Consider the following 26,436-nt stretch of genomic DNA (forward strand, 5'->3'; position numbering starts at 1 on the left):
TAATGGCTGCTTTTATTGTTGATTATTTAACCAGTTTAGGTGGTTTTTTTAGAAAGGTGCTTTCTTATTAATCTGTAAAATTGCAATAATATGAAATATTCTTTCTATTTTATTGTTAAAGTAGATTGATTATTTCTTATTTTGTGAGTTTTATTATATGGATTCTTTTGATAGGCATATTTTGAGGGTTCTTCAGCAGGACGGACGAATCAGTAATCAGCATCTAGCAGGCGAGGTCGGTTTGTCTGCTGCTGCCTGTTGGCGCCGGGTCAAGGCATTAGAAGAATCAAAAGCTATTCGTAAGTATGCGGCGCTGGTAGATGCTGACATAGTGCAACAAGGGTTATGTGTGTTGGTGATGGTGTCACTGTTACGCCACTCAGTTATTCATACAAAAGCGTTTGAAGAGGCGATGACGGTTTGTGAAGAAGTACTGCAGTGCTATGCGGTTGCTGGCAATGCGGATTTTGTATTGCGTGTTATGGTTTCGGATATCAAAGCATACGATCAATTTTTAAACGATAAAGTATTCCCATTAGAAGGCATATCGCAAGTGAATTCAAACTTTGCATTGCGTGAAATCAAGTGTGAAACTGCGCTAAAGGTGTGAGCTAGGGGTATTAGTGATTGATATGACTTTTCTATTGTTGTTAGGTCGCTGAATCAATTATTTGTGACTATATTTAATCTAGATAGTTTTTTAGCGATCGGTATATTTCAGGGATCATTGATTGAATAAGCAGATGACTAGCGCAGTGTTAATGACATGCTTAATGCTTCCCGTTCATGCAGTGGCGGTGGAGGGCATTCGTAAAATTGTGCGTGCTGATGGTGTTATTGAATATACTAATATCTCTAGCGGGCAGTCGAGAAGTACGGGGAGCATAAGTAAAAGTCGCTCTCGTAAAAAGAATACTTATGAATCTATATACAAGTACCGTGAGTCGAACGGAGTTCTGACATTTTCGGATAAAAAGCCTAAAAAGGGAACGCAGTTTGCGACGCTCAAGTTTGCATGCTTTGCCTGTAATCCAAGTTCTAGTGTTAATTGGCACAACACGCCATTGAACCTTACTTCGTATACTGTTGATGTTAGTCAAAGTGCAAAAAAATATGCGGTTGATCCTGCACTAGTACGTGCGGTTATGCATGCAGAGTCCTTTTTTAATTCTCTGGCGGTCTCAAGCCAGGGAGCGCAGGGGCTAATGCAATTGATGCCTGCTACCGCTAAGGAATTAGGTGTAAGTAACGCTTTGGATGCAGCGCAGAATATCCAAGGAGGAGTTAAGTACTTAGGGGTATTGCTTGCTATGTACCAAGGAGATGTTTCTCGTGCTACGGCAGCTTACAATGCAGGACCTGGAGCGGTTAGAAAATACAGTGGCATTCCACCTTACGCCGAAACACAAGCGTATGTTAAGCGCGTCGGTATTTTGCATAAGCGTTACCAGCGCGCCATTCCGTGAGTTATTAATACCTGAGATGAGCAAACAGTAGAGTTGGTAGCTATTTGTTCATCAAAACCAGCAGTTCTTTAAATTCAGTTTTTGATACAGGTTTTGAGTATAAATACCCTTGGGCTTCGCAGCAGCCAAGTTTTATCAGCTCTTCTTGCTGCTCGTAGGTTTCAACACCTTCTGCAATAACTTTAAGATTAAGCAACTCTCCGATACTAATCATGAGTGCAGTTATGGCACTATCTTGGCTACTTTGAGTTATTTTACTAATAAATGATTGATCAATTTTAAGGCGATCGATTGGTAGCTGTTGAAGGTAACTAAGAGATGAATAGCCAGTACCGAAATCGTCTAATGCTACTTGAATACCACGCTTTCTGATGTCGTTAAGCACAGCGTGTAATGCGTTGCTATCTTCCATCATCATCGATTCGGTAATTTCGAGTTCTAATGAGTTTGGATTGATACCAGTCTTTGCTAAAATTTGATCAGTACGGTTTAAGAATTGCGGGTCTTTTAGCTGCCTTATAGAAACATTCACGGCAATAGCACTTTCATAGTTTAATTCTGTTTTCCACTGTACTTGTTGTCGGCAGGCTTCTTCAAGAATCCAGTAGCCCATCTTTACGATATAACCTGAAGACTCTGCTGTTGAAATAAAGTCATTAGGAGGAATGGTAATTCCTTGGTGCGTCCAGCGAACGAGCGCTTCTGCACCAAGTATTTTCTTTGTTTTAAGGCAAATTTGTGCCTGATACATTAGATGCAGTTCATTACGTTCTACGCAATGTCTAAGTTCGGCAGCCATATGTAAGCGTTGTTGGAGCTCCTGTTCAAATTCATGCCCAAACTCTGAGTATCCCGCACGGTGTTTCTTTTTAGCATATTTAAGTGCAATACTGGCATTTTGTAATAGAGTGGCTGCATTTTTTCCATGTTGTGGGAAGGTTGCTATGCCAATGGTAAGACTTAAAGGGATTTCGTAACCTTGGATAGAGAAGCTATGCTCAAGAGAGGCTTCTAACTCTTCTAGTTTCTCAGCTATGAGTTTTTTATCAGTGGAGGGTATATCTATACAAAAGGTATCAGCTGATATTCTACCTAATAAACACGTCGGCCCAAATAACGTTTTTAAGTGTTGAGCCATTGCAGTGAGTGTTAGGTCGCCAATTTGGTAACCTAATCCATCGTTGACAGTCTGAAACGTATCTATATCAGCGAGCAGCAAAGTGAAACTAGACTGCGTCTGAATCTGTTTTTCTAGCTGGAAAATTAGACCCGTCCTGTTAGGTAATTTTGTTAGTGTGTCTATATAAGCTAACTCTTCCATTTTTTCAAAAAGACGGGCGTTATCAAAGCCAACGGAAATACTCACAGAAAATAATTCGAGTAGATGTAAGTCTATTTCAGTCAGTAAGCGTGTGGTTTCAACACGTACTATGAGTGTATCTGAGTGGGGAGACTGCATATACAGCATGACATGATGGTCACTAAACAGGTGTTGTTTAGTGTTGAGTACATGCATTATTTCTTTATTTAATTCAGTATGCTCATATGCATTGATCGTTTCCCCGTGTAATAACGAGTAGCTCCCGAAAGCAGCAAGGACTTTAATGGTGTGCGTGTCGGTATCTTCATGACAACATAAAAAGCCATTGTTTTCTATCTGCAATAAACTGCACAGCTGTAGCAATACTCCTTTTGCAAATGAACCAACAGCTCTTTCACGAAAAAGGTTAGGTGCTCCATCAATGATCATTGCAAGACCTGTTTTATTGGCTTTAATGGTCTTTATTTGTTGAAAGGAGCGAATAGAGGAGGTAAGCGCTGTAATTAGGTGATTGCGGGTTAATTCATCTTTAGATTTGTAATCATTAATGTCATATTTTTCAATAACGGCAATTTCAGGTGCGTAACCTGGTTGCCCAGTTCTAAGAATAATACGTGTTGTATCTTCTTTAAGAGTATTTCGAATAAACCCGACCAGTAGTAGCCCTGCATCTGGGGTTTCCATGACAACATCGAGCAAAATACAGGCGAATTTCTCGTTCTGTTCTAAGCATGCTCTAGCTTCTTCAGCTGTATATGCGCTGGTGATATCAAGCGGTTTGCCTAGAATTAGTAGATCTTTCAGCGCAAAGCGCGTTGCGTCATGAACTTCGGGTTCGTCATCCACAATGAGAATACGCCAATGATCGTGTCTTGAAGTAGAATCAGCTGAAACTGCTTCATTAGCAAATGCTATCAGATCGTTATTTTCCGGAGTCCGCATACCTATACATAGCCTTGAGTTCTGTGTGCACCAGGTGCGCTAATGGGAAGCTTGAAATTCAGTGTTACACCCATATTTATTTTACTATTAATATCAACAGTTCCACCGAGAATGGTTGTTGTTAAATTATAGACTAGATTTAGCCCTAAGCCGGAACCTCCATATCCTAACTTCGTTGTAAAAAACGGGTCGAAGGCTTTCTCGCACTCTGCTGGAGACATTCCATTGCCATTATCGGAAATGATAAGTGATAAGTACTTCTCATTAATAAGGTTTGCTTCTATACGGATTAAGCCGCTACTTTTTCCTTCGAAGCCATGCAATAACGTATTGTTAAAACAGTTGGTAATGATCTGCCCTAGTGGTCCTGGGTAGCTATCTAGACTGATATCAGGTGGTACAGATACTTCTATGTCAAAGGGAGTGTGCTTAATTAGAGGGTTTAGTGTGTAGATTATCTCGTCGATGACCTGCTTCAGATCAAATTTACGACGTTTTTCGCTAGTCTGATCAACCGCCACGTTTTTAAAGTTTCGTATTTGTTTGGCCGCTGTTTCTAAGTTTCGTTCCAAGATGGTGGATGCTTCAGTAATGGACTCGATAAAGCTATCCAGTGCGCTCTTTGTTAGGGCGCCTGATTCAATATCTTTGCTGATGTTACGAGTGATGTCTGAAACAGTGGTGGCTACTGTGAGGCTATTGCCTAGTGGGGTATTAATTTCATGCGCTATACCAGCGACTAAGCTACCAAGCGAAGCCATTTTTTCAGAATGAATCAGGTTGGTTTGTGCCTCCTTAAGGCTGGATAAAGCATTTTCTGTTTTCAAATGTGCTTCTTTTAAATCGGCTTCTATCTCGGTTTGCCTGGCTAAGTTACGGTTATAATTACTAATTAACTGACCAAGTTCGTCGGTCGAGTCCCAGTTAACTGGGACTCGTTGACCTGTTTGTCGATAATACTTCAACGATTTAGAAACACGTGATAAAGGAGTAATGATTGTGCTGCGAAAGGCAACAGAGGTAATAATGATTAGTGTGATGAAGAGTGTTAGGGATAGCGCTGTTAATGTTATTAGCTGTTTGGTTATGCTGCTCCATTGCGTAGCATTTTTTGTATAAAGATACACTATCCCTAGACTTCTACTCGTATTACGCAAATCAAGATAAATAATGGGGCTGTTAAATTCTAATACTTCTTCTGAAGATAGGTCGTTGCATTCTCCTTCCATAATTAATGGTGTTATATCTGAGTCTTGCTCAAGTTTGATACAAATAATATCAGAAGCATCTAATGTCGTTTTTAGAATATTTACAGATAATTTAGTGGAAAGTTGCCATACGGGCTCAGTTAGTAATCGAGCTAGGTTATCAGTTTTTTCTTGGACTAGCTGATTGTGGGATTTTTTTGCATTGTTGAGTTCAAAATAAGACAGTGTAACCAAAAAAAATAATGATACTAAAAAGAAAGCAGGTAGTATTTTTAATAAAAATCGAGAGTTTACCGTGTCATTTGGCTTTAATCTCATACATATTCCAATAAGTGGGAATTATGGCGTTTGTTGCTTATTGGCCCAGAGTGCATGAGCACGCTTTAATAAAACCTCAGCTCTATTTTCTTGTATAAATTTATTTAAAGTCTTTGATATTTTAGCTCTCAGGCTAGGTGAGTTGCATGGAGATTTTTTGGACATTGTTAGATAAAGCTTTTGGCGGGTGATCTCTATGGGCATGGTTTGTAGGTTGTTAACACTCAGTTTCTGTGCGTAAGCTTTTCCTGGGTTTTCTTCATAAATAAGGTAATCGACTCGGTTGGCACTAAGCATACGAAGTCCTTGGTCAAGGCTTGCTACTTCTTCAATATTGAGCTGTTGCTTAGCGTATTCATCAAATTCTTGACCAAAACTGTTATTGATAACAGTGACCCCATGGTAGCTTTTTAGATCTTTCCATTGTGTGTATGGGAATGGGTTTTTGGTGTTCATCCAGACAGCAGTTTTAGTGAGCATCATATCTGGGTAGATGTAATCCATGTAATGGGTTCGCGGCAGTGTAAAAAAAGCTCCAGCTATCATATCAATTCGACCTGCTGCAACATCTTCTTGTACGCGTCCCCAAGGGCCGCTGTAAACTAGTTCAATCTCTGTATTTATCTCTTGTGATAACTCTTTCAAAAGCATAGCAATAGCGCCATGTAAATAAACTGACTTATCCGAGTGCCATAGGTAAGGTGGGTATTCAGCATTACCACTGGCTCGGATTAGCTTACAAGAGGCAGTTTCATTAGAAGAAGTGTTTAAAACGGAATCGGCTTCGCTAGCAAACGCCGATAGTGTTAAAACACTAGAAAGCATTATGATTAGTGGAAGTAGTTTCAAAATAATTGTCCCCGTGCCTAATCCAAACCTATTGATTTAAGTCTAGTTTAAATGTGCAAAGGAGCAAGTTTAAGCTTCACGAGTTATTTTGTATCAGTCTGTCAAAGACTTTAGATCTCATCCAGATTCTAGTATTGCGATTCCCTGACGATAGCCTAGGCCTCCATTACCATGTACTAAGCCGTATTGATTTTTTCCCGAAGGGGAAGCAGCGTTTGAATTTAACAAGTGATACATCTCAATTAACCCGTTAAGTGCAGGGTTGTTCCAAGGCGCTCGTGCTAAGTTCATACCACCGGTAATAGTCATTAAATGTTGGCTTATAAACTCAGGAGCTTCATTCAGCGATTTTATCAATCCACTGCTCACAAGAAATGCCAGAGGTACTATTGGGTAACAGGTATAAATTTCCATGAGCACTTTGTCTTCAGCAATGAGCGTATTAAGATCAATATCTGCTTGTAGACACGCTTGCTGATAGGCGTGAGATAAATGTTCATATCGAGCAATGAGGGGAAGTTGTTGTGCTTCGTCAATATCAAGTAGGCCCAAACCAACTCCCGCAACGCGAACACGCAGATCCTGGTCAACATTGAGTTGTTGGGTTAGTGATTCGCTACACAGTAATAAACGGCCGGAGAAATCCACCAAAGGATTAGCGCAATCAACACCGCGAAATAGCTTAGTGACATGGTTAAACCATTTAATATCCGGGGTAGGGAAATGAGCACGATGTTCTTGTTTAGCAATGTAATGGCTGCGACTGTGGTTAGTAAATAATGCCTCAGCAAGCTCAAGAAATTTTGTATCACTAATCTTGTGGTATTTTATGAACTCATCAGCAAGGTCGTTATATAACTGGGCAATGGAGTAGTCATCAGCATAAACAGACATCAGCTGGTGACGTTCTTCACGCTGGTAGCCGCTTTTTACTGCATCATCACCACCAATGATGACGGCCTGATGTCCTTGTCCTATTAACTGTTGCGCATGTTCCAGTGCCATGATCGGAGCACAACCGCTACGAAAGTGATTAGGCTGCAGTTCACTGTGCCAATCAGTCGATAGAGGCTCAATGATGAGTTGTGTTGGCGTTATGCCTAGTGCTGCAATGGCGTCTACAGAAGATTGATAGCGCGCAATTTCTTGTTGAAGTTGCTCACTATTATCTTGATCAATTTTCGCATAAGCCGCGATTATGTTTACTGTTGTAGCCGTCATACAAAGATAATCCTATTGAATGAATAGGGTTCGATAGTATCAGAGAACGCTATCCATTTTTCAGTGAAAATTTGTTTAAGATGCTGCAAATTGAGGCTGCCGTTCAGCCCAAGGGCGCTCTTGGATTGGTAAGTGGACTAATGCTGAAAGAGCACCGACGCCAATGCCAACCCACCAAACTAGAGTGTAATTACCGTATAAGTCAAACATTGCTCCACCAAGCCATACGCCAATGAAACCGCCTAGTTGATGTGAGAAAAATACCAAGCCGTATAGTGTGCCCATGTAACGTACCCCGTAAATCTGAGCAACAAGACCTGATGTAAGTGGAACTGTTGCTAGCCATAGGGCGCCCATTAAGATAGAAAAAAGTACTACCGATTCTGGAGTGACGGGGTTGAGAATGAAGACAGCAGCAACGATGGTGCGCATCAAATAGATGCCTGATAATAAATACTTGCGTGAGTATTTACTGCCGAGCCAACCTGCCAGTATGGTCCCTACAATATTTGATACACCTATCAGGGCTATAGCAATAGCGCCGAGGGTTGATGTAGAAGAAACCCCTAATGATTGAAGGACGCTGTCGGGGGTAACGACACTACACATCTCCGTAATAAATGCTGGGAAATGTGCTGTAATAAAAGCCAATTGGTAGCCGCAGGAAAAGAAACCAATAAAAATAAATGCAAAGGAGGGATCTTTAACCGCCTGCATAATTACCCTGCTCATTTTTTCATCGCTTTGCTGCTTGGTAGGCGGTGCAGGAATACGCATAAAAAATAGAGCAACTAGAGACACGAGAACAAAACCTGCAAGGGCTATGAAAACTGATTGCCAAGGCATTTGCTGTAATAAATACTGCGTTATAGGCGGGCCGACAATTTGCCCTGCAGAACCTGCTGCGGTAGTAATGCCTAACGCTAAAGAGCGGTGTTTATCAGATACTGCTCGACCAACAATAGCGAGAATAACGCCAAACCCCGTTCCGGCAATACCAAATCCGACAAGTGCTTCAAGTAATTGGTGTTGGCCAGGTGTAATCGCAAATGCTGATAATACCAACCCGGTTACATAGCATGCTACACCAGCCACAATAGCTTTCTTGTCACCATACTTTTCAGCAAAAGCGCTAAATAATGGTTGCCCAATTCCCCAAAACAAATTCTGTATTGCAATAGCAAAAGAGAAGTCTGCTCTAAGCCAATTGAACTCTGTTGCAATAGGTATCTGAAATAGGCCAAACGAGGCGCGAATAGAGAAGCTAACGAGTAGTATGATGCAGCCAGCAATGAGTATCGGATTGAATAGTGAGCTTTCTTTGTTGGTTGTTACTGTCATTTTAAGTACATGCTCGATTGATCGAGTCCGATCAATTTATAGGGGCCGATAAACATTGAGAAAATTTATACTTTTTATTGTACGAAATAACGTAGGCTTTAAGAGGTGCTTTAGCAGAATAGAAAGAATTAGGTTTCTTATAAATCAGTCATTAATTGATAGATAATCTAATCCTTTCTATTTATTTCAGAGTTTACAGCCCCAGCATCTCCGCGACGTAGTCGGCATCTTTATCGCCACGACCTGAAAGATTCACTAAAATTGTCTGTTCAGGTGTCAGTGTGGCAGCTTTGCGAATAGCCCAAGCAACAGCATGCGCGCTCTCTAATGCCGGGATAATGCCTTCAACCCGCGATAGCATCATAAAAGCATCAAGGCATTCTTCATCACTTGCTACATCGTATTGAACGCGCTCAAGATCTTTCAGATGGCAGTGCTGCGGTCCAACACCTGGATAATCTAGGCCTGAAGCAATTGAGTGAACAGGCAGAGGCTGGCCGTTGTTGTCTTGCAATACATAACATTTAAAGCCATGAATCTCACCGGGAGAGCCTTTAGTCATGGTAGCTGAATGATGCGGTGTATCTAAGCCTTTACCTGACGGTTCTACGCCGACAATGTTTACGCTTTCATCATTCAAAAATTCTGTAAATAATCCCATAGCGTTAGAGCCACCACCGACACAAGCAGTGATGAAGTTTGGCAGTTGCTTTTCTTTTGCTAAAAACTGCTCGCGCGCTTCACGACCAATGACGCTCTGAAAATCACGTACCATTTTAGGGAAAGGGTGAGGGCCAACGACTGAGCCAATGGCATATATGAAGTTAACCGGATCTTTAAGGTACTCTTCAAAGGCGCTATCAACAGCATCTTTTAGTGTTGCTGTGCCACGTGTTACAGGGATAAGTGTGCAACCCAAGATTTTCATTTTGGTGACATTTGGGTGTTCTTTTTCAATATCAACCTGACCCATATGGATTTCACAGGGAATACCGACTAATGCACAGGCTGTTGCTAAGGCAACTCCATGCTGACCTGCCCCTGTTTCTGCAATGACTTTGGTTTTACCCATATACTTTGCGAGTAGTGCTTCGCCAAGGCAGTGGTTAATTTTGTGCGCACCCGTATGGTTTAAGTCTTCGCGTTTGAGAAAGATTCTGGCGCCGCCAATCTTGTCTGAAAGACGGCGAGCAAAATACAAAGGGCTTGGTCGGCCTACGTAGTCGGTAAGTAGCATTTCAAGTTCTTGCTGGAACTCTGGGAGCTTCCTGATTTCTTCGTATGCTTGGTCTATTTCGTCCATAATGGATTTGAGCTCAGGAGGAATTATCTGGCCACCGTATTGTCCAAAAAAACCATCTTTATCAGGCATAGGGCCAAAATCAATATTGCTCATATTACATCTCTCTTGAAAAGTGCCGAATATTTGTATCACTATGAAGAGACTATAAAAGAGAGTGAAGCAGGAATCTACGAATAAGGGTAAATAATTACTGTATTAATGGTAATGCGGAGTGTGTTTTAGGTAGGTGTTTAATCGAACTGAAAACCTAGCTGCTTTTCAGTAATTCCCATTGTTTTATAGCCTAGCTTACGCTGTTGTTTATTAAGCGTAAGCACAAGCGAGCGTGCTTCAGAGTATGAAGTAAGAATAGAGCGTATGTATTCTTGTTTGATGGTTGATTGAAGGCGCCCGCGGCTCTGAGAAACTATCCAATCGCCGACTAGGTCTTGGTAGAGTCGTATCACGATATACTCTTGATTTTTACGCCAGTGTACGATCAAGGGGGCTGTACCATTTAATGGGTTATGTAATAAATTGTCTGAGGATTTATAATGGCGCGAATTGAGCCTTAATCTGCAGCATTTGTAAAGCGTAGGAGTGTAAGTTGTCAAAGAACATTGTAAAAATAGTGGCCGATGAGAATATTCCGGCCCTTGAGTCTATGTTTGGTTCTGATACAGGTATGCAAATTGAGTTGCACAGAGTTGCCGGAAGGGAGCTAAGAGCTGAGCAACTAGAAGGTGCTGATGTGCTTTTAGTGCGATCGATTACGCAGGTAAATGCAACACTATTAAGCTGTGCATCACAGCTTAAAATGGTGGGTACAACGACCATTGGTGTTGATCATATTGACCAAGCATATTTAAAAAGCAGAGATATTCCTTTTTTTAATGCCCCAGGCTGCAATGCTGATGCTGTTGTTGAATACGTCTTGAGCATTATTTATAACACCTTATTTGAGCGTCAGGCTGAGCTAAAGGATTTAACCGTAGGAATTATTGGCGTTGGTAATGTTGGTGGGCGCCTTTATGAACGTTTACGTTCGCTCGGCGTTTCTTTGCTGATTAACGACCCGCCTCGTGAGCAGCGAGGTGAGAGCGGTTTTGTTGATTTAAATACCGTTATTCAAGAGGCTGATATCCTTTGTTTACACACACCATTAGTGAAGAGTGGTGAATATCCAACGCATCACTTATTGGCAGAGAAAGAGTTGCTAGCTTTAAAGCCAAATGTATTATTGATTAATGCTGGCAGAGGGCCTGTTATTGATAATTCAGCACTGCTCGCGTGTATGGAGCAGCGAGATGATTTAACACTCGTGCTAGATGTGTGGGAACACGAGCCACAACTGGACCCTTTATTGGTTGATAAAGCGATGGTCGCTACGCCTCATATAGCAGGGTACAGTTATGATGGAAAATTGCGTGGAACACATATGTTAAGGTGTCGTTTTAGTGAGGTATTTGGGGTTCCTCAGCCTCAGCCGTTGTCGCACTATTTGCCGCAAGCTTTAATTCATAAGGTAGCAGTGAACAACGATGTGGCTATCCATGATTTGATGAATCTTGTTTATGACCCGTATCGTGATGACCGTGCTTTACGTAAAACGCTGTTCGAAAAAAGCCAGTCTAAGTTATTTGATTTGTTACGTAAAAATTACCCGATACGGCGTGAATTTTCATCATTGCATGTGCTTGGAGTGAGTGATGTAGATAAAGCTAATGTATTGAAAAACCTCGGATTTACGATTGATTTAACGTAAGCTAGGCTTATTGATACAGAGGTATAAATGCTCCCGACGACTAATATTCAACAAATAGAAAAGTCATTAAAAGATTTAATGCCTGCCATAGGTGAGACTGTTTCTATTCAGTTTCAAAGTCCGCGTAAACGTTTTGCTTTGAAGCTATTAGGTTTTAAAGAAAATGGCAGCGTGATCGTGTCTGCTCCCCAGGGCAGTGTTAACACGCTGAACCTTGAAGGTGCACGGTTAACTGCAACATTAATGGCAGGTAATAGGCGTTGTGCGTTTGTAAGTCGGTTATTAAAAGCTAATCCTTCCCCTTACCCTCATTGGCATTTAGGGTATCCAGATACAGTTGAATATCATCAAGTCCGAAAACACCAGCGAATCCCTGTTAATTTAGCTATCTCAATTGACCATCAAGATGAAGCTAAAAGTGTAAAGTTTGGTATGCCCCGAGTGCTACATAGCCAAGATATGAGCGCTCATGGTATTGCAGTTGATGCTCCTAGCGCACTTGGGCAAGTCAATGATAAGTATTTTCTTACATTACGTTTTCAAGTGGGTGGTCTTGACCAAGTTATTTTGCTACCGACGATATTACGCAGTATTCAAAATATTGAAGCAGGTGTCGTACTCCATGGTATGGAATTTGATGACTTGGAAGAAGATACCCATTTACTGGTTACGGCATTTGTCTACCAACAATTTCTAGCAGAGTTAGGCTATCTCAATGACGAATAATAAATTACGAGTCTTCAGGTTAGGATTGATAATTAATCCTTTGGCAGGGGTCGGTGGTAGCGTTGCTTTAAAAGGAAGTGATGGTGCTGAGACGGCTCGTAAAGCATTGGAACTGGGTGCAGAACCTAAAGCTCAGCTACGCGCGCTGACGGCACTGTCGGTACTATCGGGGTTAGCCGTTGAGTTGGTTACATATCCGGGTGAGATGGGAGAAGACGCAGCCAGGTCTGCTGGGTTTGAACCTTTCGTTATTGGCAGTATTCAAGCAGGTCACACTACGGCACAAGATACCGAGAATGCCGCATTGGCAATGTATCAAGAGGGCGTTGATCTGATTATGTTTACTGGTGGTGACGGGACTGCCCGTAATATTTGCCATGCCTTACCTGACCAGTTCCCTGTTTTGGGCATCCCTGCTGGCGTTAAAATTCACTCTGGTGTGTATGCTGTAACCCCTAAGGCTGCAGGAGAAGTTGTTGCGATGCTGGTGAGGGGAGAGTTGGTGACCTTGGGTGATCAAGAAGTTCGGGATATTGATGAAGCACAGTTTCGCGAAGGTAGAGTGCGTGCTAAATACTATGGCGAGTTACTTGTTCCGCAGGAACACCGTTACTTACAAAATGTAAAAAGTGGCGGTAAAGAAATAGAAGAGCTTGTTTTAACAGATATAGCTGCTGATCTGATTGAGCGAATGGAGCCTGATACTCGTTACATTATAGGGTCAGGGACGACAGTTCAGGCTGTCATGCAAGAGTTGGGGCTACCTAATACTTTATTGGGAGTAGACCTGATCGAAGATCAAAAATTGCTAGCCAGTGATTGTACGGCGCAAGAGCTGCTTGCAAATACAGCGGGCACTAGTACTAAGATAATTATTACTATTATTGGTGGCCAAGGGCATATTCTTGGGCGTGGTAATCAGCAGTTGAGTCCTGAGCTTATTAAGCGAGTAGGCAAGGATAATATGATAGTAATTGCTACTAAGACAAAACTTGCTGAGCTAGGTGGTCGCCCCTTGATTGTCGATACTGGAGACGCTGAACTAGATAAAGAGCTGGCTGGAGTTATACCTGTTATTACGGGTTATCACGATGCAGTCTTATATCGAATTGCAGAAATTTAAACTAAAAAGCGCAGATAGTTTCTGCGCTTATACATTCACGGCTTCTTTTAGTTAGTTCTATCTGCCTTATGACGCTGTTTGCACTTGGTTTCTGCCACTGGCTTTTGCATGGTAAAGGGCCTTGTCAGCTCTATCAACCATTTGTTCAGCAGTTTCTTCTGGTAGGCGCTGGCTTATACCAAAAGAAGCAGTGATTGAGCTAATAACCTTGCCTGATTTTTTCTGTTTTATTCTAATTGCTTGTATTTTCTGGCGTAAATTTTCTGCAAGCTTAGCACCATCATTCTTGTGCTTTCCAATCATGAGAATTGCAAACTCCTCACCCCCAAAACGAACTGGTAGAATCGGTTTCTGGCATTCAGTTTTGAGTAGCTTTCCAAAATACTGAAGGACTTTATCGCCCATTAAATGGCCATACTCATCATTGAATTTTTTGAAGTGATCGATATCTATCATTATCAAGGTGGCTTCAGCGTGCGTAGGTGCGCCAATGATCTGCTCTAGCTCTGAGTCAAATACGCGCCGGTTAAACAAGCCTGTTAGAGGGTCAACACGAGCGTCTTGTTTTGTTTTTTGTAGCTCTTTTTTAAGCGAGACTATTTCAGCTTGGGCTTCTGCAATTTGTTTTTGAAACAGATTTGTTGATTCACTAATAGAGGCTGTATTTTCAGCCAAACGGTTAATGATGCTGGTTATTTCTTTGTCTTGATTTTCAGTTTCACTTAAGCCTCTAAGGCTATCCTCAAGTACTGTGCCAAAATCAGAAGTGTGTTTCGCTGCATGATCAACTTGTGTATTAAGCGTGTTGGTTAGTGCGATTATCTGGTTTTGCGCCTCTTCTGAATCAGTGATTTCATCACTGATAACATGTTCGCGAAATAGTTGCTCTCCTAAGAGAGTTGGGCAAGTTCCATAGGTATCTAGTGTCTGGTCAATTTTATAGTTTAAATTAGGGATTTTATTAGATACATAAGTATACCAAAGGGCATAGTTTAGAGGGTTGGGAGGAATATTGTACTTCACCATTAACGGTATGGCTTGACGCAAATACTCGGCAGATTGTGTTGAATTTTCGGCAAATTTCATACATTCCCTTCGCTTATCTAAACTATGGAAGCTCAGCATTACAAACATGATTTTTGTACAGCTTAATATCAAAAACGCTACATAATATAGCGGCTTTTAATGGTGAGTTAAACGCTTGTTTAAGATAAAGCTGTGATTACATTTACATCAGTAAACTGTCGGCCTACTTCCACTAAACTTTATGATTTTATGAGTATAGTTCATTTTATAAATGATGGATGAACACTGCTGAATTTTTTGATTAATACTTTCTAAGTCTTTGAATGTCTACTAAAAGCTACTTGACGACAATAAATGAAGGGTACAGATTATTTTTAATACTAACGCATGGAATGATGCATATGCAGTGGTTCAACGGTCTAGATTTTAATAACCTTAAAGGGGATCTTTTTGGCGGTTTAACGGCAGCAATTGTAGCCTTACCTTTAGCATTAGCGTTTGGTGTTTCTTCGGGGGCTGGCCCGGTTGCGGGTATGTATGGTGCAATTTTTGTAGGTTTATTCGCTGCTCTATTTGGCGGCACTCCCTCACAAGTATCGGGCCCAACCGGACCTATGACTGTCGTTATGGCAGGAATTTTTACTCATTTTGTTGCACTTGATCCAGTGAGCGGGCCTGCGATGGCCTTCACTGTGGTGATGTTAGGTGGAGCATTTCAAATATTATTTGGCGTTTTCCGCTTAGGGCAGTTCATTACCTTAATGCCGTTTCCGGTTATTTCAGGCTTTATGACCGGTATCGGAACAATCATTATTTTATTGCAGTTACCTCCATTGCTAGGTGCCTCCAGCGGGGCTGATGTATTAAGCGTTGTCCTGCAGCTACCAGCGATTGTCCAGTCACTGAACCCAAATGCTCTGATATTAGGACTGCTAACATTAGGTATTGTTTTCTTTTGTCCAAAAGCTCTTGGGAAATATACACCCCCAGCATTGTTAGCAATGGTAATAGGCACCTTTTTATCTTTTGTATTTGTTGGCGTGGATGTTATCGGTGAAATTCCAACCGGTTTACCTTCTATGCATTGGCCTGAGTTTGAGTTGAACTTGGTAAAAGATATGGTTATTTCAGCTCTAATGCTCGCAACTTTAGGATCCATTGATTCATTATTAACCTCATTAGTTGCGGATAATATGACGCGTACTCAGCATAAGTCTGACCGTGAACTGATAGGGCAAGGTATTGGTAATGTCGTTGCAGGTTTCTTTGGCGGCTTGCCAGGTGCGGGTGCAACTATGCGAACAGTTGTTAATATACGTGCAGGAGGGCGAACGCCTATATCAGGTTGTGTTCATGCTGTGATTTTACTGATGATTGTTTTGGGTGCAGGCTCCTTTGCTGCCCACATACCATTAGCCGTCTTGGCAGGTTTATTGATTAAGGTCGGTATCGATATTATTGATTGGCGTTTTTTGATGCGAGTACATCAGGCACCTTTGTTTGTTATTTTTTTGATGGTATCTGTGTGGGGGTTAACAGTATTCGTTGATTTGATTACGGCAGTGGCTGTTGGTGTTTTTCTTGCCAATATTTATACCGTAAGGCGTTTAACAGAGACTCAGTTAGAATCAGTTCGTATTGTTCAGGATCATAAAGAAGATCATCATTTTTTGAGTGATCATGAGAGTGATATCTTAATGAATGGGGCAGGCCGAATTTTACTGTATCAATTGAACGGGCCGCTAAGCTATGCTGCTGCTAAAGGCATATCAAATAAGCTCATGGCTTGTACAAATCATGAAGTGCTATTGCTGGACTTTAGTAACGTTCCGCATATTGATGTATCCACGGCTATGGCTTTAGAGGAAGTTATTTTAGACTCGCATCTTGCCACTCAAAATGTACTGATAGTAGGTGCTAAGCCTGAGGTGGAAATGATTTTACAACGTATGAAAGTCGCCACATTAATTCCAGAGCAATACCACTTCCCTAGTAGGGAAGCGGCCCTTGAAGCTGCATCTATATTATTAGCGGCTCCAGATGGTGAGCTTTGAAAACCATGGAAGTGTTTGCATAGACTGATTAAGCTGAGTGCTTAGCGTTGAAATAAGTAGTGGTAGTTCACTATCTTTTAGAAAATCTTCAAGCTTGAGTTCAATCTCTATTAAGTCGTGTAAGTAGTGCAATGTTACATGATAGTTCTTTATATCAGGCGCATAAATGCTCATTTGTTCCGAAAGCGCTTCTTCTATCTCTTTTCTTAAAGGCAAAACACGGCAGAAGCTCTCTTCTTCATCGTCATAAGTGTCGATGTGGAAGATAACATGGCCAATATCATCAAAACGTTGCAGTAGTTTTATAACGGCGGTATCACCAATCCAGTGCCCTTCGGACGCGCTGCAATAAGGAGCTACCTGAATATGCATCTCTAGTAGGCTCTTGCTACCCATATTACGGCTTTTGAAATGATGTACGTTGGTAATCCCGTCTACTTCTTCGACTACTTCTTTAAGCTCCTTTACGCGCTCTTCAGGTAAGGCGGTATCTACTAACTCTTTAATGCTGTTCCATGTAAGGTCCCAGCCAATCTTGCCAACAAAAGCAGCAACGATGACTGCCGCTAATATATCAAGCCATGCATAGCCTGCCATTGCACCAAGAATACCAAATAGAACAACAATTGATGAAAACGAGTCAGTTCGACTATGCCATGCATTGGCTATTAATAGATCTGATTTGAGCCTTTTTCCTGCTGCGAGTGTATAGCGGTAAATCCACTCTTTGCTGGCAATGGATAGAAAAGCAACTAATAAGGCAGGCCAGCCTGGTGTGGGAACCGATGTAGACGTCCAAAATTCACGAATACTATCAAATGCCATCGCTCCTGCTACTGCTATAAGAACGCAGCCAAGAAAAACAGTACCTATTGTCTCAAAACGTGCATGCCCCCATGGGTGCTCTTCATCTGGCTCCTCATGAGAGAAGTGGAAGATAATAACAACCATAAAATCGGTCAACAGATCTGAGAAAGAGTGAATCCCATCAGCTATCAGCGCGTTGGAATTGGAGGCGACTCCGACAATAATTTTGGCAAAACCGAGTATGGCATCAAGAATAGCGCCGATGATAGTAACTTTTTGAGCTTCTTTGTTTCTATTTGCAGACATAGACATGTTATTAGCCGATCATTTGAATCCATCGGCATGTTAACCTTACGAAGAGAATCGAGCCAGTTAAAAGGCTTAAAAAAGATATTTATTTCATTAAATTTGGCTTGACATGAAAAAATATTAAAATTATCTATTTCAATAGGGTATTTATTAATCAGGCTGAATATAATCTGTAAATGAATATGTAACTAATTGATAATTAAGAATAAATACTACTGGTTAAAAAATGATCAATGTGAGTAGAAGCTCATGAAATGGGCTCTGTAAGACGTTTTTCTTACAGAATCCACAGGGTTATCCACAAGATGTGTGTGTACCTTGCTCTAGCCCGTATAGGACGTAGGATTGGGGGCTGCATTGATGGGTTGTTTCGTCTTACAGAAGAAATTAGACTGCATTTTTATGTGCCAAATAGGATTGACATTTAGATGGAAAATACAGCGCTAACACAGGTGGTTTTACCCCTAGCTTTGTTTTTTATTATGTTGGGTATTGGTTTGTCGCTGACTGTTTCTAATTTTTTGGATTTAAAGTCTAGACCTCTTGCCGTTGTGCTGGGTAGCATTTTGCAATTAATCGCTTTACCACTATTGGGATATAGTGTTGTCACTTTATTAAATGTCCCTCCAGCCTATGCCGTGGGTATAATGATATTGACATTCGCACCAGGTGGTGCGACCTCTAATATGATCAGTTATTTAAGTAGAGCTGATACGGCGTTGTCAGTCAGTTTAACGGTGATAGCGAGTATAGTTACTCCTTTTACCTTACCGTTGCTGTCTTATATGGCTGTTTCTCACTGGCTTTCACTGGATGCTACGATTGCTTTCCCTATTGTGCAGACCGTTTTTAAATTACTGGCTATCACATTACTGCCGGTTGTTTTGGGCATGTGGTTGACCCATAAAGCTCCGCGTTTTTCTGCTAAATTGCAGCCGTTAGTGAAGTGGTGCTCTTTGCTATTTATGCTTGTAGTGGTGGTGGGAATAGTGGCGGGCAATAAAGACAAGTTATCAAGTATGCTAGTGCAAGTTGGCCCTGTGGTTTTATTGTTATCATTGGCTGCTATGTTGACAGGCTGGTGGGCTGGTAAGCTTTTTCGTTTACCTGTAAAGCAGGGGCTCACGCTGGCTATTGAGACCGGTATTCAAAACGCAGGATTAGCTTTAATGATAACTGGGGCAGTGTTGCACAACACCGAAATGTCCGGCGTTGTGTTGTTATATGGTGTACTGATGCAAGTGCCTGCTATTTTGATTATTATTTGTCGTCATTGGCAATGGAAAGAATCTGAAGCGGTTAAAACACATCTAGAGCTTTAATGGAGCGCTTTAATTGGTTCTCTTCTGATATCGCTACTCATTAATCTATGCCGACAATCTTGTGAGTTTGCAGGCTCATCTTCCAGCGAGGGTGTCTTAAGCAGTACTCAATAACGTGTTGTGTATTTTCGTTTGGGTTCTCACTGTCTAATGGTTGCAAGTAAAAGTTATCAAATTCTAACCCAGTGAACCTTTCAGGCATTGCATCGTGCTGAGGGTAGACAAGTTTTAATTCATGACCTTTCTCAATAACGAGTGGTGCAGAAGCTTTGGGGCTAACGCAAATCCAATCGATATCATTGGGCAGTGGTTTGGTGCCATTGGTCTCTACTGCTATCTCAAAACCGCTATTATGCACTGCACTGACGAGTTCTTGTGTTAGCTGTAATGCGGGCTCACCTCCGGTAAAAACAACATAAGGCTTACCTTCTGGCGTAGGCCAAAAGCTCATAATTGCAGTGGCCAGTGCTTGTGCTGTTGCGAATTTTCCACCGTTTTGACCATCAGTACCGATAAAGTCAGTATCACAAAAATTACATATCGCAGTCGCTCTATCTTGTTCGCGCCCGGACCATAAGTTACAGCCACTAAAGCGGCAAAATACTGCGGGCCGGCCTGCATGAGCGCCTTCGCCCTGCAATGTGTAGAACATCTCTTTTACGCTATACATTTTTGTATTGTTAACCCTATTAAGAAGGAAGTTAAGAGGAGCTTAGAGCTGGTTGATAAGCTATTTGATCAGATAATCGAAACGACTAAGTGCATGACAGGTATTTCCTAGAACGGGTAAATTTTACAGAGGATGAAAATCATATCAAGTCATTATCACTTCATTCGTTATCCCTAAGTTGTATCTGTTGCTGTAGAAGAAATGATAGGTGTGGTGTATAAATTGTGATGTACTAAATTAACTTCCTCTAAAACAAAAAGTTCTTATAATAAAAAGATAGGTTGCTTATGTTTATTAAAACGATTTCATCGGTTGCGTTAGTCAGTCTGTTAACGGCTTCGCCATTAGTATTTGCGAAAGATAAACCTAAAGCCATGATTGCACCGGGCCTCTTCTCTTTCGAAGTGATGCACGATGGTGCGATGGTTGAGATTAAACGTAATCAGAATCCAGAAAATCTAATTACTGATCTATATGCCACTACTTTTCGTGGTATGCCGCAAGCGATGCATCCTTTTGAGCCTTATGATGTAGAAACGATCGCCGAGCGTGAATTTGTGCAATACATGATCGATGCTCAAAAAGATAAAAGTATTTTGATCGTTGATACGCGGACGATTGGTTGGCACCAGCGTTTGACGATTCCGGGTGCTGTCAGTTATCCCTACACAATGATGGATGATGCCGATGATACAGATTGGGCGATGGATGATTTTGGCGCGTTAAAACAGTCTGATGGCGGCTATGATTTTACGAAAGCAAAAACCTTAGCAATGTTCTGTAATGGTTACTGGTGTGGACAAACACCATCAATGGTCAGAGCAATGCTTGAGCACGGTTATCCTGCAGAGAAAATTAAATATTATCGTGGTGGTATGCAGGCCTGGACTAGCTTAGGGCTATCGGTAGTGGGAGAGGCGACTGAGTAAAGCGAGTGTTAAAAGCTTAGTGCATCTACTGTATGTGAGCATAAAAAAGGGCTTATTATAAATAAGCCCTTTTTGTTTTCAATTAACGTTGTACCTGGCCGCCGAAAGCTTCCAAAATTTGCGGAAAGAGTCGCTGGCACTCTAGTGCTAAACGAGCCACATCACTGTCTAACCTTACCAGAGGGTCTTCTGATGATTCTTCATTGAGCGTTTGTGTTAATTCGTCTGTTGGTTTTACGCGCTTGATCAATAAATCATCTTGTAAAATAAAGCTAAGCGTTTCATCCCACTGCAAGGCCAGCTTGGTCACTTGCTTTCCGGTTTCTAAGTGGGCAATGACTTCGCTGCTATGCAGGTCATGCCCCTTAATGCGAATAACACCGCCTTCTTCTGTTTGGTCTTTCAACTCACATTCATCTAAGCAGGTAAAGGCCGGGAATGAACTTGACTGTTGCAGCCACTCAGACATAACCACGCCAGGTGAGTGCACAGTATCCGGCAATGCGACAGGCAATGTGGTTAGGCTGTTGCGTAATAGATTGAGTAACTCTTCCGCACCTTTATGACTTGAGCTATCGACAACAATAAAACCGGCGCGCGGTAAAACAAGCGCGCTGGTTTGTGAGAATCGGCTAAACGCGCGAGGTAACAAATCAATAATGATTTCATCTTTCAATTGAAGCTGTTCTTTACGATATACCTTGCGTGCCTGCTCACGCTCAATCACCCCAACACGTTCATTCAAGTTTCTTTTAATTACATTAGCGGGTAATAGTTTTTCTTCTTTTTGTGCGGTAATCAAGTATGCCCCAGATGAAGCAAACACGGTTTGCTCATCAAGTGCTGAGTGTGGAGCAACCCAGCCGTAGCGGCTGAGCTCTTGGCTACGACATGGTTCAAATAAGTGTTCAGAGAAAGCGGCTTCCAGCTGTTCCTGTGTGTAATCTTGTTGCTCTGTAAACCGGTAAAAGACGAAATTTTTGAACCACATAAAGCTTCCAATATAAGAAAATTAAAATCGCTGCTAGCTTAGAGGGAAATTACCTTGAGTGACAGGGTAAAATCACAACAAGGTAAATATTTGTTGTAGAGCATACTTAGCGAGCCCCTAACTTAATGGGGGCTTTTTAGGTGGCGCTTGGTTTTGTGAGTAGCCATAGCGCTAGAGGGGTCATCAGGCCAGGGGTGTTTGGGGTATCGCCCCTTCATTTCTTTTTTAACTTGAGGGTATACGTGCTCCCAGAAATTCCCCAGATCTTGTGTGACTTGTAACGGGTGGCCTGCCGGTGAAAGTAAGTGGACTTTGAGTTTGACATTGTTGGCAATGGTTGGCGTTGATGTGGAGCCAAACATTTCTTGAAGCTTAACACCTAGTATCGGCGGGGTTTGGCTATAATCAATGTGTATTTTAGAACCTGAAGGTACAGCAATGCGCTCAGGTGCGAGTTCGTTAAGCTGCTGCGGTAATGGCCAAGGGAGCAAATTTTGTAAAATGCTATGTAAATCCAATTTTGCAAAATGATTAATGTGGCTAACTTTACCTAGATAGGGAGTTAGCCAGTTATCCAGTGCGGCCAGTAATGCGGTGTCCGATAGGTCTGGCCAAGGGTTTTTAGCATTTTGGTTTTCGTATGCTTGGTACAAAAAAGTGACTCGTTGGCGCCATTGTGTGAGTGCTTTTGTATGGGAGAAAATCGAAAGCCCTTTGTTTTTGACAAGTCCAAGTAAAGCCTGAGCTCGCGCATCGTCAGAAAGTGTTTTTAATGGCTGACGTTTGATGATGATAGCTCCACAGCAGTGCTGCTCTTCTGCAATGAGTTTCTGCTGTTTGTCATTCCATTCAACAAAATTACGCTGTTCTAGCATATGGATAAGAGGCCCTTCAAAAAGAGATGGATTAAAGGGTGCTGCTAACCAAATAGCGTCGTTTGATCTGCCTTCTTGGCTGCCAAGCTGTGCGACTGCTATCCACTTTGATTTGCTTAGATAGTCGTTTTCACTCACGCTGGCTGCTCTTCCGTTTGCTAATTGGAATCGTGGTTGCTCACCGGTTCGTTTAGCAATGCGATCTGGCCAAGCACTGGCTATTAATAGGCCGATTTGGTCTTCGCTATTAATAGTGCCAATCGCCTGTTGTTGGTTTTGTCTGTTAGCAGGGAGTTGTTGGCAAAGTGTATAGTAGCGTTGACACTGTTGCTTTATGCGATAGAGCTGGCCTTGTTGTGATGGATGGCATTTTTTAGGCTCTCGAAGCCAATCAAGACGCATTTGTAAATCGGCTTGACGTGTATCTAATGGATCGCGCTCCGAAAGCAATGCAGCTAGTTCACATGCTTGGTATTCCAGTTGATACAAGCTAGCAGTGAGCATCATATGTGCCAAGCGTGGGTGAACTGGCAGGCTAGCCATCTGTTCGCCTTGTTTGCTTAAATAGTATCTATTGTCAGTGAATTCAAGAGCGCCTAATTGGCACAGTAACTCGCGTGCTTGCTGGCAAGAGGCTAGGCTTGGAGTATCTAGCCATGCGAGTTCACTAGGGTCATTACATCCCCAGCGATACAGTTGTAGTATGAGCGGCGCCAAATCGGCTTGTTGGATTTCTGGTGCTCTAAAAGGGGATAGTTGCGCTTGTTGTTCTATTGACCACAGCCTATAGCAGACACCTGGTGCCGTTCTTCCAGCACGTCCTGATCTTTGTGTACTCGCTGCACGAGATAGTCGACGGGTTTGTAAACGAGTCATTCCTGTATTTGGGTCATAACTTGCTTGTCGGCTGAGCCCACTGTCTATAACGACAGTAACGCCATCAATAGTCAGACTCGTTTCTGCAATGGCGGTTGCTAGTACAATTTTACGCTGACCATTTGGCGCAGGAATAATCGCTTTGCGTTGTTGCTCTAGGCTTAAATCGCCATAAAGGGGAGTGATCAGCAGTTCTTGTTTATCTATATTATCAAGGGCTTCATATAATTGTTTTTCAACGCGGCGTATTTCGGACTGCCCGGGAAGAAATACCAGTAGGCTGCCGGGTTGTTCGTTAAGTGCTGTTTTTATGGTTGCTACAATGCGAGGCTCTATTCGTTCTCTATGTTTCCATGGCGCGCCATAAATTAGCTCTACCGGGAAGCTGCGGCCTTGGCTTTTAACAACCGGAGCATCACCTAAGAGGTCTGCTATAGCCGTGCTGTCTAGTGTGGCTGACATGACGAGTAACTTTAAGGGATCATCGTCGCGGAATAAGCTACGGCCTTGCAAGATTAAAGCAAGGCCTAAGTCTGCATCTAGGCTGCGTTCATGAAATTCGTCAAAGATTACTAGACCAGTATCATCCAAGCTGGGGTCAGTTTGTAGCATTCGTGTGAGAATGCCTTCTGTGACGACCTCTATTCGGGTTTTATGACTGACCTTGGTATCCATACGGACGCGATAACCGACGGTTTCTCCGACGGCCTCGCCTAGCGACATCGCCATGCGTTCTGCAGCAGCGCGTGCTGCCAAACGGCGAGGTTCTAACATGATGATTTTTCGGTTAACTAGCCATGGCTGGTTTAATAATGCTAATGGAACAGCGGTGGTTTTTCCGGCGCCAGGTGGTGCTTCTAGCACCGCTTCGTGCTCAGCATCTAGTGCAGTAATTAAGTCAGGAATAATCGCATGAATAGGCAGTGTTAACATAGAAGCTAGATATGACTTTCGCTAGTGGTTTATAAGTGGGTGCACTTTAAAAGTATACAGTGAACCGTATTAGGAGTGAAAACTTAGGCAAGTAGGCTGTTAATAGTTTTTTTGTACTTGGCTGCCCCGATTTATAAAATCTTTGCTAGGATTAATGCGTCTGAAATCATCGTTTGGGAGGCTGCTTTGCACTGTTTTATGAAGTCCTGTGTGATAAGTTTTTATTTTGCCTTTGTTGTGATGGCATCCCCTGTAACCTCCTATGCTGAGGGTATTACTCCGGCTGTTTGTAATGCGATTAGCAATAAAGGTGATAGAGACCGCTGTATATTACGCTATCAAAGCCAAGAAGTGCGTAAGCTCCAAGCGGATACTGCACGAGGAACAGCCGAAAAGGAAGCGATGTTTAGGCAGCGTCAGGAGCAAGTGGCGAGTCAAAGAGGGTATGGTATGCCGCGGATGGAGAGGTACTCACGCAATAAGTTGAAAGTGGTGTTTGATCCCGTACTTCGTAGCCAGCGTGTTAAATGTATCGGTTATGACGCTCGAGGTGATTATGTTTATAGTCGCTCCTTTTACTTGAGGCCGCCAGCTGATCACGGCTTAATGAAAACACGTGATGCGTCTAAAATCACAAAGCTTATATGTAAGTAGGTATGTTTATTTGGCTGATTTTTTAAGTAAAGAAATGGCTTTGTCTATCGATTGATCTAGATAGTAGCCGTAGAACTCGGGTGTGTTTACGCCAACCATGTTGGGCACGAGTGCTTGACCTTTGCGATCAAGGAACAGCAGAGTAGGTGTTAGGCTTGCATGGTAGCGTTTTGCAAAGCGCTTTGCAGTGATCTTCTTTCCATTAAAATCAGTAATGGCATCGCTTGAGTCAATTTTCAGCTCTCTAAAGAGCGCTTTATCTTTATACCGGCCGCCCTGATGCATAGGGTCGAGAAAGTCATTATGAATCAGTTCGCAATAGCTGCAATCACGCTGGCTTACCATCACTATGGATACACGATTATCACCTTGTTGTTTCGCATCTTCAAAAAAATTGTTAGCACTGGGTAGGCCTTGTGCATGTGCTGATGTAAGCACAGTGCTAATGATGAGAGCGATAATGCTATGAAAGCGTACTTGTATCTTCATTCTTGTTTTTCCAAAAAATCAACAACTAATTCTACTACTTCGTCAGCATAAAGGTCTCTAAAGTAATGATCTGCTCCTTCAATAATGCTGTGTTCTACTTTCGAATTTGAAACCTGGCTCATCATTTTGGGGAGATCAGAAACGGTTTTGTCTTCTGATGCGCTGATAACTAGCGTTGGTGTGTTGATATCGTTCAAGAGAAAAGGCGTGTTGAAGCGCTCATCAGCTTGATAGTAATTAAGAAATGATTCGGCTTTGACCTGGCTATTGGCGCAATAAATGAAGTTTGTATCTTCAAGCCAAGTGTTTTTGTCGGTTTTCTCTGCTTGTAATAACACGCTTGAAAGTGATTGTGAGTAGCGTTGTTGATAATTACTATTGTCGCCTTCTTCAGTCCATGTGGCGGGTGCGAGTAATATCTGGGCTTTAAGTTGTGTGGGGTTATTGGTTGTGAACCATGCTGTTTGGTTTCCTCCGCGAGAGTGGCCCATTAACACAAGGTTTTGTGCGCCTTGGTTTTTAAGCCATTGTGCCCACACGCTTATTTCATTAAGAGCATCTGTATGTTTGTGTTGATGAGGTACTTGGCAATCATACATGCCGTGTCTGTCGCTAATACCTAAGCTTAAATTAATAGCCAAAGAGTTAAGGCCTGAATCGCTTAGTAATAATTGCAACGTCTCAACTAGCTCCATTTTGTTGTGTGCCAGTGTGCCGTGTGTAATGAGGATAATACCATCGGCCAGGGTGCTTCCTTCTGCTAATTGCATCTGAGCATTTAGTGTTAGGTCTTCGTATTTAGTAGTGACTTCTTGTGCAAACAGAGGCTGCGCAGTGAACAGTAAAAGGGCGGCGGAGTTGAGAAGGGTTTTATACATACGAACCTCTATTATTGTTATAAGCTTATATGAAAGCCTACAATAACAGAGGTCTCTAATT

23 protein-coding genes are annotated in these 26,436 nt (G+C 42.1%); 9 read left to right on the top strand and 14 right to left on the bottom strand.

Going from position 1 to position 26,436, the window contains the following annotated elements; translation table 11 throughout:
- Window positions 1-157: 157 nt before the first annotated feature.
- On the top strand, window positions 158-610 hold the full coding sequence (locus G511_RS0114070; protein ID WP_028470191.1) for an Lrp/AsnC family transcriptional regulator: 453 nt from the start codon (window positions 158-160) through the stop codon (window positions 608-610).
- A gap of 121 nt (window positions 611-731) precedes the next feature.
- Window positions 732-1,466, top strand: a complete 735-nt coding sequence (locus G511_RS0114075; RefSeq protein WP_245574048.1) for a lytic transglycosylase domain-containing protein — start codon at window positions 732-734, stop codon at window positions 1,464-1,466.
- 40 nt (window positions 1,467-1,506) lie between these two features.
- Here the strand turns inward: G511_RS0114075 and G511_RS22985 are convergent, their stop codons facing one another.
- From G511_RS22985 to G511_RS0114110, 7 genes are all read right to left on the bottom strand, one after another.
- Window positions 1,507-3,729 (bottom strand): bifunctional diguanylate cyclase/phosphodiesterase, encoded by a 2,223-nt coding sequence (locus tag G511_RS22985; protein WP_051222069.1) that lies wholly within the window; start codon window positions 3,727-3,729, stop codon window positions 1,507-1,509.
- Between the two features lie 2 nt (window positions 3,730-3,731).
- Window positions 3,732-5,255: a sensor histidine kinase gene (locus tag G511_RS23925; RefSeq protein ID WP_051222071.1), complete on the bottom strand. Its 1,524-nt coding sequence runs from the start codon at window positions 5,253-5,255 to the stop codon at window positions 3,732-3,734.
- Window positions 5,256-5,276: 21 nt separating this feature from the next.
- A complete protein-coding gene (locus G511_RS22995; protein WP_156905224.1) occupies window positions 5,277-6,104 on the bottom strand; it encodes a substrate-binding periplasmic protein in 828 nt (275 codons plus the stop codon).
- Window positions 6,105-6,221: 117 nt separating this feature from the next.
- Window positions 6,222-7,325, bottom strand: a complete 1,104-nt coding sequence (locus G511_RS0114095) for a hypothetical protein (protein ID WP_028470193.1) — start codon at window positions 7,323-7,325, stop codon at window positions 6,222-6,224.
- A gap of 75 nt (window positions 7,326-7,400) precedes the next feature.
- Window positions 7,401-8,666 (bottom strand): MFS transporter, encoded by a 1,266-nt coding sequence (locus G511_RS0114100; RefSeq protein ID WP_028470194.1) that lies wholly within the window; start codon window positions 8,664-8,666, stop codon window positions 7,401-7,403.
- A gap of 193 nt (window positions 8,667-8,859) precedes the next feature.
- Entirely contained in the window at window positions 8,860-10,062 is a 1,203-nt protein-coding gene (gene trpB / locus G511_RS0114105; RefSeq protein WP_028470195.1) for a tryptophan synthase subunit beta, read from the bottom strand.
- A gap of 137 nt (window positions 10,063-10,199) precedes the next feature.
- A complete protein-coding gene (locus G511_RS0114110; protein WP_245574049.1) occupies window positions 10,200-10,415 on the bottom strand; it encodes a hypothetical protein in 216 nt (71 codons plus the stop codon).
- Window positions 10,416-10,555: 140 nt separating this feature from the next.
- Here G511_RS0114110 and G511_RS0114115 point away from each other — a divergent pair, with 140 nt between their 5' ends.
- Genes G511_RS0114115 through G511_RS0114125 form a run of 3 tightly spaced genes read left to right on the top strand, consistent with a single transcriptional unit; the run spans window position 10,556 to window position 13,562 of the window.
- Window positions 10,556-11,713, top strand: a complete 1,158-nt coding sequence (locus G511_RS0114115; protein ID WP_245574051.1) for a 4-phosphoerythronate dehydrogenase — start codon at window positions 10,556-10,558, stop codon at window positions 11,711-11,713.
- Between the two features lie 27 nt (window positions 11,714-11,740).
- Complete coding sequence (locus tag G511_RS0114120) at window positions 11,741-12,439, top strand: flagellar brake protein (protein WP_028470198.1); 699 nt, start codon at window positions 11,741-11,743, stop codon at window positions 12,437-12,439.
- Window positions 12,429-13,562 (top strand): ATP-NAD kinase family protein, encoded by a 1,134-nt coding sequence (locus G511_RS0114125; RefSeq protein WP_028470199.1) that lies wholly within the window; start codon window positions 12,429-12,431, stop codon window positions 13,560-13,562. The genes G511_RS0114120 and G511_RS0114125 overlap by 11 nt, the downstream gene beginning before the upstream one ends.
- Before the next feature lie 66 nt (window positions 13,563-13,628).
- Here G511_RS0114125 and G511_RS0114130 read toward each other — a convergent pair whose 3' ends face one another.
- Window positions 13,629-14,648, bottom strand: coding sequence for a GGDEF domain-containing protein (locus tag G511_RS0114130; protein ID WP_028470200.1), 1,020 nt, complete (start codon window positions 14,646-14,648; stop codon window positions 13,629-13,631).
- Window positions 14,649-14,989: 341 nt separating this feature from the next.
- Here G511_RS0114130 and G511_RS0114135 point away from each other — a divergent pair, with 341 nt between their 5' ends.
- Window positions 14,990-16,642, top strand: coding sequence for a SulP family inorganic anion transporter (locus tag G511_RS0114135; RefSeq protein ID WP_028470201.1), 1,653 nt, complete (start codon window positions 14,990-14,992; stop codon window positions 16,640-16,642).
- Here the strand turns inward: G511_RS0114135 and G511_RS0114140 are convergent.
- Window positions 16,616-17,761, bottom strand: coding sequence for a cation diffusion facilitator family transporter (locus tag G511_RS0114140; protein ID WP_028470202.1), 1,146 nt, complete (start codon window positions 17,759-17,761; stop codon window positions 16,616-16,618). The genes G511_RS0114135 and G511_RS0114140 overlap by 27 nt on opposite strands.
- Window positions 17,762-18,186: 425 nt before the next feature.
- Between G511_RS0114140 and G511_RS23000 the strand changes: the two genes are divergently transcribed.
- Complete coding sequence (locus tag G511_RS23000; RefSeq protein WP_051222075.1) at window positions 18,187-19,080, top strand: bile acid:sodium symporter family protein; 894 nt, start codon at window positions 18,187-18,189, stop codon at window positions 19,078-19,080.
- A gap of 40 nt (window positions 19,081-19,120) precedes the next feature.
- On the opposite strand, the gene queE is transcribed toward G511_RS23000, so the two are convergent.
- Window positions 19,121-19,750, bottom strand: a complete 630-nt coding sequence (queE, locus tag G511_RS0114150; RefSeq protein ID WP_028470203.1) for a 7-carboxy-7-deazaguanine synthase — start codon at window positions 19,748-19,750, stop codon at window positions 19,121-19,123.
- 287 nt (window positions 19,751-20,037) lie between these two features.
- Here queE and G511_RS0114155 point away from each other — a divergent pair, with 287 nt between their 5' ends.
- Window positions 20,038-20,679, top strand: a complete 642-nt coding sequence (locus tag G511_RS0114155) for a rhodanese-like domain-containing protein (RefSeq protein WP_028470204.1) — start codon at window positions 20,038-20,040, stop codon at window positions 20,677-20,679.
- Window positions 20,680-20,761: 82 nt separating this feature from the next.
- On the opposite strand, the gene rdgC is transcribed toward G511_RS0114155, so the two are convergent.
- Both rdgC and hrpB read right to left on the bottom strand, forming a co-directional pair.
- A complete protein-coding gene (rdgC, locus tag G511_RS0114160) occupies window positions 20,762-21,670 on the bottom strand; it encodes a recombination-associated protein RdgC (protein WP_028470205.1) in 909 nt (302 codons plus the stop codon).
- Between the two features lie 122 nt (window positions 21,671-21,792).
- A complete protein-coding gene (hrpB, locus tag G511_RS0114165) occupies window positions 21,793-24,354 on the bottom strand; it encodes an ATP-dependent helicase HrpB (protein ID WP_028470206.1) in 2,562 nt (853 codons plus the stop codon).
- A 210-nt stretch (window positions 24,355-24,564) separates the two neighbouring features.
- Between hrpB and G511_RS0114170 the strand changes: the two genes are divergently transcribed.
- Complete coding sequence (locus tag G511_RS0114170; protein ID WP_156905226.1) at window positions 24,565-25,008, top strand: hypothetical protein; 444 nt, start codon at window positions 24,565-24,567, stop codon at window positions 25,006-25,008.
- 6 nt (window positions 25,009-25,014) lie between these two features.
- Here G511_RS0114170 and G511_RS23005 read toward each other — a convergent pair whose 3' ends face one another.
- Together G511_RS23005 and G511_RS0114180 are read right to left on the bottom strand one after the other, a co-directional pair.
- Complete coding sequence (locus tag G511_RS23005; protein WP_051222077.1) at window positions 25,015-25,497, bottom strand: thioredoxin family protein; 483 nt, start codon at window positions 25,495-25,497, stop codon at window positions 25,015-25,017.
- The gene (locus G511_RS0114180; protein ID WP_036552123.1) at window positions 25,494-26,375 is read right to left on the bottom strand and encodes an alpha/beta hydrolase; all 882 of its coding nucleotides are present in this window, start codon (window positions 26,373-26,375) and stop codon (window positions 25,494-25,496) included. The genes G511_RS23005 and G511_RS0114180 overlap by 4 nt, the downstream gene beginning before the upstream one ends.
- Window positions 26,376-26,436 lie beyond the last annotated feature (61 nt).

Origin of the sequence: Neptunomonas japonica DSM 18939 (assembly GCF_000422765.1) — a bacterium.
GTDB classification, from domain to species: domain Bacteria; phylum Pseudomonadota; class Gammaproteobacteria; order Pseudomonadales; family Balneatricaceae; genus Neptunomonas; species Neptunomonas japonica.